This window comes from Bacillus sp. KICET-3, assembly GCF_033261025.1.
Lineage (GTDB): Bacteria > Bacillota > Bacilli > Bacillales > Bacillaceae > Bacillus > Bacillus sonorensis.
Window position 1 is genome coordinate 2,446,134 of sequence record NZ_CP137345.1, and the last position, 15,380, is coordinate 2,461,513.

8 protein-coding genes are annotated in these 15,380 nt (G+C 48.7%); 6 read left to right on the forward strand and 2 right to left on the reverse strand.

Annotated elements, in window-relative coordinates; genetic code table 11:
* Positions 1-5: 5 nt before the first annotated feature.
* Complete coding sequence (gltB, locus tag R5H20_RS12415; protein ID WP_006637173.1) at positions 6-4,565, reverse strand: glutamate synthase large subunit; 4,560 nt, start codon at positions 4,563-4,565, stop codon at positions 6-8.
* 147 nt (positions 4,566-4,712) lie between these two features.
* On the opposite strand from gltB, the gene R5H20_RS12420 reads away from it, so the two are divergent.
* Entirely contained in the window at positions 4,713-5,615 is a 903-nt protein-coding gene (locus tag R5H20_RS12420) for a glutamate biosynthesis transcriptional regulator GltC (protein ID WP_006637174.1), read from the forward strand.
* Positions 5,616-5,875: 260 nt separating this feature from the next.
* Positions 5,876-7,507 (forward strand): PhoX family protein, encoded by a 1,632-nt coding sequence (locus tag R5H20_RS12425; RefSeq protein WP_006637175.1) that lies wholly within the window; start codon positions 5,876-5,878, stop codon positions 7,505-7,507.
* Between the two features lie 17 nt (positions 7,508-7,524).
* Here R5H20_RS12425 and R5H20_RS12430 read toward each other — a convergent pair whose 3' ends face one another.
* Complete coding sequence (locus R5H20_RS12430; RefSeq protein ID WP_006637176.1) at positions 7,525-9,468, reverse strand: electron transporter; 1,944 nt, start codon at positions 9,466-9,468, stop codon at positions 7,525-7,527.
* A 144-nt stretch (positions 9,469-9,612) separates the two neighbouring features.
* On the opposite strand from R5H20_RS12430, the gene R5H20_RS12435 reads away from it, so the two are divergent.
* The 4 genes from R5H20_RS12435 to R5H20_RS12450 all read left to right on the forward strand — a co-directional run bounded on the left by R5H20_RS12435 (position 9,613) and on the right by R5H20_RS12450 (position 15,338).
* Positions 9,613-11,187: an alkaline phosphatase family protein gene (locus R5H20_RS12435; RefSeq protein WP_006637177.1), complete on the forward strand. Its 1,575-nt coding sequence runs from the start codon at positions 9,613-9,615 to the stop codon at positions 11,185-11,187.
* A 129-nt stretch (positions 11,188-11,316) separates the two neighbouring features.
* Positions 11,317-11,784, forward strand: coding sequence for a MarR family winged helix-turn-helix transcriptional regulator (locus R5H20_RS12440; RefSeq protein WP_006637178.1), 468 nt, complete (start codon positions 11,317-11,319; stop codon positions 11,782-11,784).
* Positions 11,785-11,787: 3 nt separating this feature from the next.
* Positions 11,788-13,515, forward strand: coding sequence for an ABC transporter ATP-binding protein (locus R5H20_RS12445; protein WP_006637179.1), 1,728 nt, complete (start codon positions 11,788-11,790; stop codon positions 13,513-13,515).
* A complete protein-coding gene (locus R5H20_RS12450) occupies positions 13,512-15,338 on the forward strand; it encodes an ABC transporter ATP-binding protein (RefSeq protein WP_176463746.1) in 1,827 nt (608 codons plus the stop codon). Before R5H20_RS12445 ends, R5H20_RS12450 begins: the two co-directional genes overlap by 4 nt.
* The last annotated feature ends 42 nt before the right edge of the window (positions 15,339-15,380 follow it).

Consider the following 15,380-nt stretch of genomic DNA (forward strand, 5'->3'; position numbering starts at 1 on the left):
CTTTCTTACTGTGCCACTGCTTCTTTTGCCGAGGCAGAAGTTTGAACTTTTTGCTTTGTACCGGCTTCAAATGCGTACATCATCGCTTCTTCGTCTGATAAGCCGGCCTCTTTTTGTTCTTTTATGCGCTCTATCATCTGTTTGAAATCCTTTGGAATCACTTTAATAAAGCGGGTGACGGCAGAGTCCCAATCTTCGAGAATGGAAGCCGCTTTCGGGCTGTCTGTATATCGGTAATGATTTTCGACCATCGCCCTCACTTCTGCCGCTTCCCCAGGTGCTTCAAGCGTCTCGAATTCGATCATTTCCAGGTTGCATTTCCGTTTAAACGCTTTTTTATCTTCGGCATACACATAAGCGATTCCGCCTGACATTCCGGCAGCGAAGTTTTTGCCGACATCGCCTAAAACGACGACACGTCCTCCGGTCATATATTCACAGCCATGGTCTCCAATGCCTTCGACCACAACGTTTACCCCGCTGTTTCGGACGGCAAACCGCTCTCCGGCAAGGCCGTTGATATACGCTTCACCGCTTGTAGCGCCGTAAAATGCAACATTTCCGACGATGACATTTTCACGAAAAGCTGGATTGAAGTCCTCGGGCGCCTTGACGGCGATTTTTCCGCCAGACAGGCCTTTGCCGATGTAGTCGTTGGCATCTCCCGTTAAATATAGCGACATTCCCTTCGGCACAAACGCCCCGAAGCTTTGCCCGGCTGAACCCGTAAAGCGCAGCGTGATCGTATCATCTGGGAGGCCTTCTTCACCATAGCGTTTTGAAATTTCGCTTCCGGTGATGGCTCCTGTCACACGGTTGATATTGCGGATCGCAAATGACGCTTCCGCCGGAATCCCGTCTTCAATTGCAGCCTGCACCGCCGGCAGTATTTCGGTGACATCAAGCGACTCGTCGATTTTATGATTTTGCGGCGTACCGAATGTGCGGGCCCCTTCTGCCTGATGCAGCAGATTCGATAAATCGAGCTGCCCGGCTTTCCAATGCGCTTTGGCGCGCTCGCTCACACGAAGGACATCCGTGCGTCCCACCATTTCATCAACCGTTCTAAAACCGAGCTGGGACATCAGTTCGCGAACTTCTTCCGCGACAAAGCGCATATAGTTCACGATGTGATCCGGATCGCCCATGAACTTTTTGCGAAGCTCAGGGTTTTGCGTCGCCACCCCGACAGGGCATGTGTCCAAATGGCAGGCTCTCATCATCACGCAGCCGAGCACGACGAGCGGGGCGGTGGCAAAGCCGAATTCTTCCGCACCTAAAAGCGCGGCCATCACGACGTCTCTGCCTGTCATTAATTTTCCGTCGGTTTCCAATACGACCCGATTGCGGAGGCCGTTCAGCATCAATGTTTGATGCGCCTCAGCCAGACCGAGCTCCCACGGCAGACCGGTATGCTTAATGCTCGTTTTCGGAGAAGCCCCTGTGCCGCCGTCGTATCCGCTGATAACGATGACATCTGCCGTCGCTTTTGCGACACCGGCTGCGATTGTACCCACGCCGGCTTTTGCGACAAGCTTCACGCTGATCCGGGCATCGCGGTTGGCGTTTTTCAAGTCATGAATCAGCTGTGCCAAGTCTTCAATCGAGTAGATGTCATGATGAGGCGGCGGTGAAATTAAGCCGACGCCAGGTGTTGACCCCCGGACATTGGCAACCCATGGATACACTTTATTTCCCGGCAGCTGCCCGCCTTCTCCCGGCTTGGCGCCCTGGGCCATTTTGATCTGCAGCTCATCGGCATTGACGAGATAGTGGCTTTTCACGCCGAAGCGTCCTGACGCGATCTGCTTGATCGCGCTGCGGCGGTTATCTCCGCTTTCGTCCGGAATAAAGCGCGCCGGATCTTCTCCGCCTTCTCCGCTGTTGCTTTTTCCGCCTAAGCGGTTCATTGCGATCGCCAATGCTTCATGCGCTTCTTTGCTCAATGATCCGAATGACATTGCTCCTGTTTTAAAACGGCGCACGATTGAATCAACAGATTCCACCTCTTCAAGAGGGAGAGGCTTGCGCGTTTCATCGAAGGAAAAGAGGTTTCGCAAAAATCCGATTCTTTCTTCATCAGCAGCTTTTGAATATTGCTTAAAAAGATTATAGTCACCCTTGCGGCACGCCCATTGGAGCGTATGAATCGTTTTTGGATTGAAGGCGTGATGTTCCCCGCCTTTTCTCCATTGAAAATCGCTGCCTGAATCGAGCGTTTCATTCAAGGTGTCTGTATATGCTTCCCTGTGGCGGCGCTTCGCCTCTTCTGCGATCGTGTCAAGCCCGATCCCGCCGAGCTGCGACGCCGTTCCTGTAAAGTAACGGTCAATCACGTCTTGGCTGATGCCGACCGCTTCGAAAATCTGTGCGCCCCGATAGCTTTGAACCGTGGAAATTCCCATTTTTGACATCACCTTGACGACGCCTTCCGTTACGCTCTTGCTGTATTTGGTAACGGCTTCTTCATAGCTGATCGACAGGGCTCCATCTTCAATCACTTGTTTATATGTCGCATACGTAAGATACGGATGGATCGCGTCCGCTCCGTAGCCGATCAATGCGGCAAAGTGGTGGACTTCCCTGGCTTCACCCGATTGGGCAATGATGCTCACCTTCGTGCGTTTCCCGGCGCGAACCAAATATTGATGCAGCGCACTGACAGCAAGAAGTGCAGGGATCGGAGTTTTTTGTTGATCCATTTTGCGGTCGGATAAAATCAGCAGTGTCACACCTTCTGCAATCGCTTTGTCGGCTTCCTTGAACATATCGTCAAGCCCGCTTTTCAAATCATCGGTAAACAGCGTGTGGATGGTTTTGCTTTTGAAATCTTGATGCACGAGCCCCTTCAGCGAGTTAAACTGTGCGTTTGTTAGCACAGGAGTATACAATTTGATTCTGCGGCAGCTGCTTTCGTTCGGATGAAGGATGTCTCCTTCCGCTCCAAGCCATGTCAAAGTTGATGTGACGATCTGTTCACGGATCGCATCGATCGGCGGATTGGTGACTTGGGCAAACAGCTGCTTGAAGTAATTGAACAGCGACTGCGGCCGGTCTGACAAAACCGCAAGCGGAACGTCATGCCCCATTGACCCGAGCGGATCTTTTCCTTCTGTAATAACTGGCAGTAAATATTTGTGGATATCCTCATACGTATAGCCGAACGCTTTTTGGCGAGTCAAAAGGTCCGGCACCGGCTTTTCTTCGGTTTCCTGGATGTCATTGCTGACATGCACCAGCCCTTCGCTGAGCCATTCCTGATATGGAAACTCGCCGGCGATTTCTGATTTGACCTCTTCATCTGAGATGATCCGCCCTTCTTCAAGATCGACGAGCAGCATTTTTCCCGGATCGAGACGGTCTTTATACAATACATTTTCCTGTTCAACATCAATCACGCCGACTTCTGAGGAAAAAATGATGTAGTCGTCTTTCGTCACATAATAGCGGGCAGGTCTGAGGCCATTCCGGTCAAGAATCGCTCCGATTTGCTTTCCGTTTGTGAAAGAAATCGCCGTCGGGCCGTCCCACGGCTCCATTAATGAGCTGTGATATTCATAGAACGCTTTCTTTTCCTTAGACATATAAGGGTTTTCGTTCCATGGTTCAGGAATCAGCATCATGGCCGCATGCGCCGGCTTTCTTCCGGCCAGTACGAAGAATTCAAAAGCATTGTCCAATATAGAAGAGTCGCTCCCGTTTTCATCTAAAATCGGCAAAACTTTTTGCAGGTCTTCTCCGAACGCTTCAGAAACAAACTGCTGCTCTCTCGCTTTCATCCAGTTCATATTGCCGCGAAGCGTATTGATCTCCCCGTTGTGGATGAGATAGCGGTTTGGATGCGCCCTTTCCCAGCTTGGAAACGTATTTGTGCTGAAGCGCGAATGCACGAGCGCAAAAGCCGAAACGAAATCCTCATCCTGCAAATCTTCATAAAAAGCGTCAACCTGCTCAGGTGTAAGAAGCCCTTTATACACAATGGTGTTGCTTGAGAGGCTTACGACGTAGAACGATTTCTCCCGTTCGCGTGCCCAGTTTTCCGCCTGCTTGCGGATGATATATAATTTGCGTTCAAACGCTAAATTGTCCTTCAGCTGTTCATTAGCACCGATAAATACCTGGCGGACGACAGGGGCGCTCTGTTGTGCCACTGTTCCGATTTTTCCGACATTTGTCGGCACAGTTCTCCATCCGAGCACCGACTGCCCTTCTTCTTCAATCAGCTGGTTAATATGGGCTTCGATTTGACCGCGTTCACTGTCATCTTTTGAAAAGAAAATCATGCCTACCCCATAGCGTCCTTTGACAGGCAAGCGAAAGTCAGGACAGACTTTTTTGAAAAAAGCATCAGGAATCTGCATCATAATCCCTGCTCCGTCTCCGGTATGCGGGTCACTGCCCTGGCCGCCCCGGTGATCCAATTGACAAAGCATTTGCAATCCTTTTTTGACAATATCATGAGTAGGAAGGCCTTTTAAGTGAGCATAAAGACCGATTCCGCATGCATCATGTTCAAATTCAGGACGGTAGAGACCTTGTGCCTTCGGTAATTGGTTATAAGTCATAGTTCCTCTCCCCCGTTCATTTTTCCCGTTTGTCCCCAGTCATAAAATCTTACAAACTCTAATTCTATTGTAGGTTTTCAAATCTATACAAACAATATATAATTTAGATTAAAACTATCTCATTTTGAGATGAGCAGGTGAAACACGATGGAATTACGCCAATTGCATTACTTCATGGAAGTCGCAAAAAGAGAACACGTTTCAGAAGCGGCCATGCATCTCCACGTCGCCCAATCGGCGATCAGCAGGCAGATTGCCAACCTGGAGGAAGAGCTCGGCGTCGACCTTTTTGAACGTGAAGGCCGAAATGTCAAACTCACTCCGATCGGAAAGCAGTTTTTAGATCATATAGAAACGGCGATGAAAGCGATCGATTTTGCGAAGGAACAAATTGATGAGTATTTGGATCCGCACAGAGGAACCGTCAAGATCGGCTTTCCGACAAGCCTTGCAAGCCAGTTTCTCCCCACCGTCATTTCCGCGTTTAAAGAAGAGTATCCGAACGTCGCTTTTCATTTAAGACAGGGTTCATATAAATTTTTAATTGAAGCGGTGAAAAACAGGGATATCGATTTGGCCTTTCTCGGACCTGTTCCGACGAACAACGCCGATATTAAAGGAGACATTTTGTTTACGGAAAGCATTTTTGCCCTTGTTCCGGTCGACCATCCGCTTTCTGAACAGAAAAGCCTTCATTTGGGCGATCTTAGAAACGACAATTACGTCCTGTTTCCGGATGGGTTCATCTTTCGGAAAATGGCGGTAGATGCTTGTAAACAGGTGGGGTATACGCCGAAAATATCCTCGGAGGGCGAAGATTTGGATGCGGTCAAAGGGCTGGTATCCGCCGGGATAGGGGTGACGCTTTTGCCGGAAAGCGCCTTTAATGAAACACTCCCCCGCTTTACGAAGAAAATCCCGCTTGATTATCCTCAGGTCAAACGGACCGTCGGAATCATTACCCCAAAAAACAGGGATCTCTCCCCTTCTACGAAGGATTTTTACCAGTTTGTGAAAAAGTTCTTCTCGCGCCTTCAGCAATATCAATAGAAGGTCATTTCAAAAACATCGATCAGCCGGGCGGGAAGCTTGGCTGATTTTATTTTATCATAAAACAAAATAAATATCTGAATTTTTCGTCTTTTTAACCCCGAATCAGTTTCTTCTATAATAAACGCCCATATCCCATATATTTATGTCGCATATCAAACTAAGATGCCGAATTTTCAAATCCTTTATACTGCATTAAATCATTCTTAACAGTTTTCCTTTACGATGAAAGCAAATCTATTAAAATGAGGTGTCTATATATGTCCCCTGTATTGAACCGCCGCAAATTTTTAAGCTATCTTGGCACAGGCACAGCCGCATTGGCCGCGGCCGGAGCCGGGCTGGACGGATTGGTCAAAACGGCTGAAGCGAAAGGCCTGTTCCATCAGCCAGGCAGAGCGAAAAAACCGAAGTACGGCCCTTTAAAATTCACACCGATTGAGCCTTCGACAAAGGACGAGCTTGTGCTTCCGAAAGGCTATCGCTACGATGTAATCGCTTCATACGGCGACAAGATCAATCCAAAGGGGGATACGTTTGGATTTAACAATGACTACACGCTTTATTTCCCTATGGACAACAAAAAAGGGCGCGGGCTTCTGTGGGTCAACCATGAATACGTTTCAGACTTGTTCGTCTTCGGCCGGACCATTGAAACCGGCTACACAGCGGAACAGATCAATACCCTGCTGTACAACCAGGGCGGCTCTGTCATCGAAGTGTATCAAGACAGCAAAGGCTGGAAAATGGACCCTTCTTCAACATACGCCCGCCGTGTCACGGGACTGACGCCGATCGATTTAACAGGGCCCGCCAGAGGCAGTGCGGCCGTAGACGGGGCGGTGACGGTGCAAGGGACATTTGCCAATTGCTCAGGCGGACGTACATTATGGAATACGGTCTTAACGTGTGAAGAAAACTTTGAGTCGACCTCAAAAGCCGCCAAGCTGAACCAAACCCATTACGGCTGGGTCGTCGAGGTCGACCCGTTCAACCCTCGTTTCCAGATTCGCAAACATACGGCGCTCGGCAGATTTAATCATGAAAATACGTGCATGGGGCTTGCAAAAGACGGCCGGGTTGTCGTGTATATGGGAGACGACAAAAAAGATGCCTGCGTCTACAAATTTATCAGCAAGGGTACATACAAGCCAAAAGCCGGCAAAAAGAACGCGAAGCTGTTGGAAGAAGGCGTGTTATATGCGGCGAATTTTGCAAAAGGACAATGGATTCCGCTGACAATTGAAGCCGTCAGAAAAAAAGCGGAAGGAAACAGCGCGCTGCTTGAACGATTTAAAACCCAGGCGGACGTTTTGGTCAACTGCCATGAAGCGGCGCTCCTGCTTGGCGGAACGCCGACAGACCGGCCGGAAGATGTTGAAATCAGCCCGTTTGACGGTACGATTTTTATCGCTCATACAAACAATGACAAACACGGGAATTTCCACGGTCATATTACAAGGTTTTATGAAAAAGACGATGATCACGGAGCACTGGAATTCCAGTTTGCGATTTTTGCCGCCGGAGGTATTCAAAGCGGCTTCAGCGCCCCCGATAACCTGACGTTTGATGAAGACGGAAATCTATGGACTGTCACAGATATTTCCAGCAGCAGTATGAACACCGCCATTTGGACACCTTTCGGGAATAATGGAGTATTTGTCATCCCGACGCATGGCAAACAAGAGGGTGAAGCCTTTCAATTTGCTTCAGCTCCTGTCGAAGCAGAACTGACCGGCCCCTGCTTTACCCCTGATGAAAAAACACTGTTTCTTTCTGTTCAGCACCCCGGTGAAGAAACGGAAGACCTTGCAAAACCGACGAGCATGTGGCCGCACCGCAATGGCGATGATATCCCGCGGCCGAGCGTTGTCGCAATCACCGGGTTTTAAACAGCAGGCCGCCTTTCTTATGGGCGGCCTGTCTCATTTTTCGGCGGATCAAGACTCATTAAATAGTCGATGACTGCTTTTTGCTCCTTTTTGGAAAAGCCGCTTTTTTGATCGATCCAAAATTCGTGTCCTTTCCCTGTGACTCGGACGGCCCGAGCATCCGGTGAAGCGGCATTGCTTTTGATCACCCGCTGTCGCAAATCTCTGTCAATCAAGGCAAGCAAGCTGTGATACGGGTCAGCCGGTTTTCCCTTCGCAAGGGTCTCCGGGATGCCGGCTTCTGTCAATGAGCTGCCGACAGCGGCGCCTCCGTCGTGAAGGTACGGTGCGCTCCAATAAAGCCCGATGAGGCTTGGAACCTTATATCCTCCCGGCGAACCGTTTTTTGCCCAAGCCAATTCGATTTGTTCTTTGTCAAAATGGCCGGTCGGCACCTTAAGCACCTTTGCGTTGTTTTTGACGGGCACATTCGTATTCGGGGCGTATATGGTGCTTTTCCCAAAGAGCTTTTCCGTTTTTTTGAAAGACTGCGCCCTTGTCGGCTCCGTTCCGATTTCTTTCGCTGAAACAACTTTGTTGTTTGTCAAATAACGCCCTGCATGACAGGATATGCACCCTGCCTTTTCGAAAACGGCTCTTCCTTGTTTGATCGTCTCTTCGTTTGCTTTACGAGGCGGTTCAGGAGGCGAAAGCGTATTTTGCCAGGCGGCCATGGCATTGTTTTCTTCGTTTGCTTTTCTGTCGGAAGAACCGGCGTTTACCCCGTCCGGCGCAACCATCGTGATTTTCGGAAAGCTCGGCGGCTTAATCAGCTCATTGACACCTGGAGCGCCTGGTGTCGGGTCTGCTTTTGCAAAAAATGCAGAAGGGCTATCCTTACCTTTCGGATGATAGCGATAAGTTTTACTGGCCGCGCGCTGCAAAATCGTCCCGAGGTATACGTCCCGGCTCATTCCGAAAAGAGCCTGGCTTCCCGGTACTTGTGAGAGGCTGTCAGAGTTTTGCGCATGAACGTTATTGCTGAACACACTCAGTCCTTTAAACGGACCGGCCATGGCCGCTCCGCTCCAGCTGTACGGATGGTCGCCCAATGTAAAGGCGTCCGGAATTTGCGTCGGATTGCTTTTCATATCGATTGTCGAATCGAAGTAGCCCCGCGGCCATTTCAGAAAGACTTGATCAACCGCTTTTTCAAGCCGATCCGGATCAGGAAGGCGCTCCTTCCTCCCATTAGCCCCAGTAATCACCGGACTGTTGCCATTGATGAACTGTTTAATGCTTTTAATTTCTGAATGGGTAAAATAAGCGGCAGAATTTGTGGCTAGGGCCAGCATCAGTCCTGTATTTAAATCCGGATTTGTCACCCCTTCCATCACCTGCATTGTTTTTGGGTGTGTCGTCGCATGGCAGGCGGCGCAGCTGATGCCGACTTTGATTTTCCCATCTGAATATTTAAACGGCATACCGAGAGGGGCATACGCTCCTTTTGGCACATCGATTCCCGTGTCGATCTTCTCTCCTTTTTTATACGTTCTCCCGCCGATGTTGGCCGTTTTAGCCAGCTCAACCCGTAAATTTGTCGTTCCCTTCCCTTTTAGTTCAGTGATCGCTTTTGTCATATTGGCAAACGTAATCGGTCCGTCAATCAGCCCAAGAATGTCTGTCAAAAACACTTCGTTTCCGAACGTTTCCTTATAAAATGTTTCCCTGCCCAAATCATAGAGCTGATCATCAACCTTCACCGCACCGTTTTTGCTGGAGAACCCCAACCGCCGGGCCTCTTCATTTGAAACGAAACGTCCCCACATGTCATATCCGTTTTTGCGGCTTTCTTTGGAAATGACTTTTTCTTTTGGCGGCATATAAGCATATTCAGGTTCGAGGAACCGAATTGTAATGTAGCCGGCCGCCAATAAAACAACAACGATTGTGAGGCCTGTCAGCCATTTATGTTTTCTCAAGCGGTTTACCCTCCTTTCTAAAGCATTAGCTTTCCCCTTTTTCAAAAATTCATTTGGGTTAGAACCTATTACCAGCTATAGATGTTTTACGTTTATGCCAAGATATGCATATCATCAGATCGGCTGTAAAAGGACTGAAGCGATATGAAAAAAACCATCATCATTGTCATCGTTTTGTTATGCGCGCTGCTTTCATTTGTCATTTGGATCAATACCGGAGATGAAAAACTGGGGCTCTCAACTGAAGAAAGCGCTGCTGTTAAAGTTGCCAAAAAGCCTGTCATCGTGCTGATGATTGATTCTTTAATGGATCATTCTTTAAGAAGGGCCATCAACGAAGGGCGTGCTCCGGCACTTCAATTCTTTTTCGAACACGGCCATTATCAGCCCGAAGTCGTCAGCTCTTATCCGACCATGTCTGTCACGATTGACAGCACCCTGCTGACAGGCACCTATCCTGACCGCCACCGTGTACCAGGCCTCGTCTGGTACAACCAGAACGAACGCCGAATCGTCAATTACGGCAGCGGCAAAAAAGAAATCGCCGCACTCGGTGTGAGGCGGGCGATTAAAGACAGCATGTATTCGTTAAATCAAAAACATTTAGATCAACGGGTCAAAACCGTTCATGAAGAACTCGATAGACGGAAAAAACATTCGGCTTCCATAAACGGCCTTGTGTACCGCGGAAACCATCATCATGATCTAAACGTTCCGCCTCCTGTCCAACGCCTCCGCCTGATGCCTGAACACATGACCGTAAAGGGCCCGGCCATCTTTTCGTTCGGCAGATTCGCTCAATTAGATCCGAAAAACCGCCATCAGCGTTTTTGGCAAGGCTATGGATTAAATGATCAATTCACGGCACAGGAGCTTTCCTATTTAATCAGGAAAAACAAGCTTCCTTCCCTGACGGTGGCCTATTTGCCGGACAATGACCACAGCACTCATAAAAAAGGGCCGGCTGATATTTCAGGTTTGGAAAAAACAGACCGACAGCTGCAGCGCATATTAAACGCATTTGATTCTTGGGATGCGGCCGCCCAGCAAGCGGTATGGGTCGTCATGGGCGACAGCGGCCAGACCTCCATCGGCCGCGATCAAAACAAAGCAGTCATCCGGCTGCACTCTCTATTTAAACATTATCGGATTGCGAAAATAAACAAAGGGCCGTATGAGAAAGATCAACTGCTTTTTGCCGTAAACGACCGAATGTCGTTTATTTATGTATTGGATCAAACCATCCCTGCAAAAGATGCGGCAAAACCGCTCTTGCAGGATGAACGGGTCGGCTTCGCAGCCTGGAAAGAGAATGGCTGGGTATATGTTGCCGCAAAACATGCTGCAAATCCGCTGCGTTTCCGTCCCAAGGGAGCATATGCCGATCAGTATGGACAATCCTGGGCGATTGCCGGCGATTTTTCTGTATTGGATCTGTCAGCCAGTGGACATTCTCTCCGCTACGGAAATTATCCCGATGCCCTCGCACGGCTTTACGGCGCCCTTCATTCCCACCCCGGACGCTATATCATCGCAGATGCGAAGCCGGGTTTTCAATTTGCCGGCGAAACATCCCCTACTCATCCCGGGGGCGGCGGACACGGCTCTCTTTATAAAACGGACAGTCTGGCGCCGATGATTATCATCGGCGCTGAAAAAGCTCCCGCACACCTTCGGCACATTGATGCAAAGGATTTTTTCAGCAAGCTCGTCCAATAGCCTGGCCTGTTTTCAACACGGGTCGGGCCCGTCCTTTTTTCAATGGTTTTTCTTTGACAATTTTTTGTTGTTCTATATAATATAATGATAGTTTACTTACTTATTTAAATTTGAGAAGCAGGTGCTTTCATGAAACAAGATGATATTAACTATGAAACGGTTGAACAATTAGTTCAAGCATTTAAGCGGCTCCGCTACACGGAAATGAAACAATCCTTTCCCGTCATGGAGTGGAAGAGAAACGAAGCCAAAGCCTTGATGTTTTTAAATGAAGGAACCGGACGGGAAGGCAAAATGGTAACGGAAGTCAGCCAGGCTCTGCATGTCACCTCTCCTTTTGTGACGCAGCTTTTAAACAGACTCGAGAGCAAAGGGCTGATTATCCGGCAGATGGATCAAACGGACAGGCGGATCGTCCGCATTTTTTTAACAGAAGCGGGAAAAAAAGCGGCAAACGAAGTTCATAACAAGACGAATCAATGGTTTTGCCAGCTCGTCTCTTATCTTGGCGAGGCTGAGAGCAAACAGTTTGCCTCTTTGATTGATAAAATGTCCGATTTTATGGAAATGGAAAAGTCAGATAAAAAAGAAGGGTGACATATGATTTCTCTTTTAAAATATTTAAAGCCTTACAAGCTGCAGGTTATTTTTGTGGCGCTTTTTACGCTGCTCGGCAGCCTGCTTGAGCTGTATTTGCCGACTTTGATGGCTGATGTCGTTGATGTCGGCATTGTCAATTCAGATATTACATATATCCTGAAAACCGGCGTGTGGATGGTGGCTTGCTCACTCCTTGCGATTTTGATGACAATAGCGAAGGCTTTTTTCGCTTCCAAAGCGGCCCTTGCTTTTGGGAGAGACATCCGGAGAGAGCTGTTTGTGAAAGTCGAGCATTATTCGATGGATGAGTTTGGAAAAGTCGGCTCCTCTTCCCTCATCACCCGGACGACAAATGATGTCAAACAAATACAAGATGTGCTCAATATGATGCTTTCGCTGATGACGAGAGCTCCGTTGATGCTGATGGGGGGGATCGTGCTGGCCGTATACCGGGATGCAAAGCTGTCTCTGATTTTTGTGGCGGCGCTCCCGATCTTGGCGGGACTGATTTTTCTGATCACCAGAAAGGCCGTTCCCCTCTTTGGCGTCCTGCAAAAAAAGACGGACCGCCTCAACCTTGTGCTTCGCGAAGGACTGACAGGCGTCCGCGTCATCCGCGCTTTTAATCGGGTGGATGACGAAAAAGAAAGATTCCGTCAGGCCAATCAGGAATTTCGCGATACCGGCATCGCGGTCAATCGAATCATGGCTTTTTTGTTCCCTGTAATGATGATCATGATGAACTTTACAAACATCGCCATCGTCTGGTTTGGCGGAATTCGCATTGATCAGGGCAGCTTGCAGGTCGGAAATTTAATGGCCTTTCTCCAATATGCATCCATGATTCTGATCGCTTTGATCATGCTTGCGATGACATTCGTGATGATCCCGAGGGCCCAGGCTTCCGCCAGCCGTATTAATGAGGTGCTGATGAGCAATCCGAATATGACCGATTCAACCAGGCCTGCAGAAAACACCGGGCTGCACGGGTATGTTGAATTTCAAGATGTGACGTTCCGTTATGCCGGAGCTGAAAAACCCGTCCTCGAGAACATCTCGTTTCAGGCTAAGCCCGGTGAAACGACCGCGATTATCGGAAGCACAGGTGCGGGGAAAACAACAATTCTGCAATTGATCCCGCGATTTTTCGATGTTGAAAAAGGCGCGGTGCTCGTAAACGGAATCGATATCAGAAAGATCCCGCAGAAAGATCTGCGGGAGAAAATCGGGTATGTTCCGCAGAAAGCGTCTTTATTCAGCGGCACGATTAAAGAAAATATCCGCTTCGGAAAAGAAGACGCGACAGACGAAGAAGTGTTAGAGGCGCTGGAAACCGCCCAGGCTTCTGAATTCGTAAATGATAAGGAAAACGGAATCGACTCCAATATCGAACAAGCCGGCGCCAATCTGTCAGGCGGACAGAAACAGCGGCTATCGATCGCCCGCGCGCTCGTCAGAAAACCGGAAATCTATCTGTTTGACGACAGCTTTTCAGCGCTGGATTATAAAACTGATCAAAAGCTCAGAAAAGCGTTGCAGGAAACAACTGCTGATGCGGCCGTCATCATCGTCGCCCAAAGGGTCAGCACGATCATGGACGCTGATCAAATCATAGTTTTAAATGAAGGAAAAATAGCCGGAATCGGCACACACCAACAATTGCTGGCAGAAAACAGCATTTATCAAGAAATCGTCGCATCCCAGCAGAGTGAGGAGGAGAGCGCATGAGTAAGAAAGAGCAACAGCATTCCGGCTCTATGTCTCCCAATATGCAGCAGCCAAAACCGAAAGAATTTAAGAAAACCATTTTAAGGCTGGCCCGCTATTTGAAGCCGCGGACATTTCAGCTCGTCCTGGTTGTTTTTGCGGCAATTTTATCAACCTTGTTTAATGTCATCAGTCCAAAGCTTCTCGGAGACGCCACCTCCTCCCTCTTTGCAAGCTTTACGAAAGGCACCGGCGTTCAGTTCGGATTTCTCGGGAAGATCACGCTGATCCTTGCGGGGCTGTATCTTCTTTCGGCTTTCTTTACATTTTTGCAGCAGTATTTAATGGCCGGAGTGGCGCAGAAAACAATATTCGAAATGCGCCAGGAAGTCAATGAAAAACTGTCACGGCTTCCGTTAAAATATTTTGACAAACATCCGCACGGAGATACGCTCAGCCGCGCGGTTAACGATATCGACAACATCAACAACTCGCTTCAACAGGCGCTCACACAAATGATCACATCGGTGATTACGATACTCGGAATCATCATCATGATGCTGCTGATCAGTCCGGTGCTGACGCTTGTCGTATGCATCACCATTCCGCTCAGCATGCTTGCCGTCAAACTGATTGCATCTTTTTCACAAAAGCACTTTGCCGAACAGCAGAAAGAGCTCGGCTCCATAAACGGCCATGTTGAGGAAATGTTTACCGGACATCAGGAAGTGAAAGCATTCGGTCATGAAGACAAAGCGATTCAGCAATTTGATAAAATGAACGAGCGTTTGTACGAATCCGGCTGGAAATCGCAATTTATCTCCGGATTGATGATGCCGATGATGACGTTCATCGGCAACCTTGGCTATGTGTTCGTCAGCATCACGGGAGGTATTTTTGTCTTAAACGGAACATTGCTGGTCGGCGGCGTCCAGGCTTTCATTCAATACACCCAGCAGTTTTCCCAGCCGCTTGTTCAAGTCGCCGGAATCGCGAATACGATCCAATCGGCGATCGCTTCAGCAGAGCGGGTGTTCAGCCTTTTGGATGAAGAAGAAGAGATGCGGGAAACGCCTGCAGATGTCGATCTTGCGGCATTATCAGGCGATGTATCGTTTGAACACGTCGCCTTCGGCTATGATAAAAACGTTCCGGTGATCCATGATTTAAACCTTGATGTCAAAGAAGGCCGGACGATTGCGATTGTCGGACCGACCGGCGCCGGAAAAACGACGATTATTAATTTACTGATGAGATTTTATGAATTAAACAAAGGCACCATCAAAGTCGGCGGCATGGATCTTAAAAATCTGTCGCGTGAACAGGCAAGAAGCATGTTTGCGATGGTTCTTCAGGACACATGGCTATTTAACGGAACGATCCGCGACAATATCGCCTACGGCCGTGAAGGCGCAACAGACGAAGACATCATTCAGGCGGCAAAAGGAGCCTACGCCGACGACTTTATCCGCACCCTTCCAGACGGCTATGACACGATACTAGGCGAGGATGCGCAAAACATTTCCCAAGGGCAGCGGCAGTTGCTGACGATCGCCAGAGCGATTTTGGCTGATCCAAAGATTTTGATTTTGGATGAAGCAACAAGCAGCGTCGACACCCGGACAGAAATGAACATTCAAAAAGCGATGAACAGACTGATGGATAACCGTACGAGCTTTGTCATCGCCCACCGTCTTTCTACGATTAAAGATGCGGATCTTATTCTGGTCATGAAAAACGGAGATATTATTGAAAAAGGAAGCCATGATGAGCTGCTTCGCCAAAATGGCTTTTATGCTGATTTGTATAACAGCCAATTTTCACAGGAAGAAGCCGCCGGCTAAAGGAAAGGCTGTGCCTAAGCGTCAGGAAACGCTTTTTGGGCA

What these genes read in the sequence shown, in the direction of transcription:
- R5H20_RS12435 (WP_006637177.1), top strand. Translation starts at nt 9,613, where the DNA reads ATGAAAAAAACCATCATCATTGTCATCGTTTTGTTATGCGCGCTGCTT.
- gltB (WP_006637173.1), bottom strand. Translation starts at nt 4,565, where the DNA reads ATGACTTATAACCAATTACCGAAGGCACAAGGTCTCTACCGTCCTGAA.
- R5H20_RS12425 (WP_006637175.1), top strand. Translation starts at nt 5,876, where the DNA reads ATGTCCCCTGTATTGAACCGCCGCAAATTTTTAAGCTATCTTGGCACA.
- R5H20_RS12440 (WP_006637178.1), top strand. Translation starts at nt 11,317, where the DNA reads ATGAAACAAGATGATATTAACTATGAAACGGTTGAACAATTAGTTCAA.
- R5H20_RS12445 (WP_006637179.1), top strand. Translation starts at nt 11,788, where the DNA reads ATGATTTCTCTTTTAAAATATTTAAAGCCTTACAAGCTGCAGGTTATT.
- R5H20_RS12450 (WP_176463746.1), top strand. Translation starts at nt 13,512, where the DNA reads ATGAGTAAGAAAGAGCAACAGCATTCCGGCTCTATGTCTCCCAATATG.
- R5H20_RS12420 (WP_006637174.1), top strand. Translation starts at nt 4,713, where the DNA reads ATGGAATTACGCCAATTGCATTACTTCATGGAAGTCGCAAAAAGAGAA.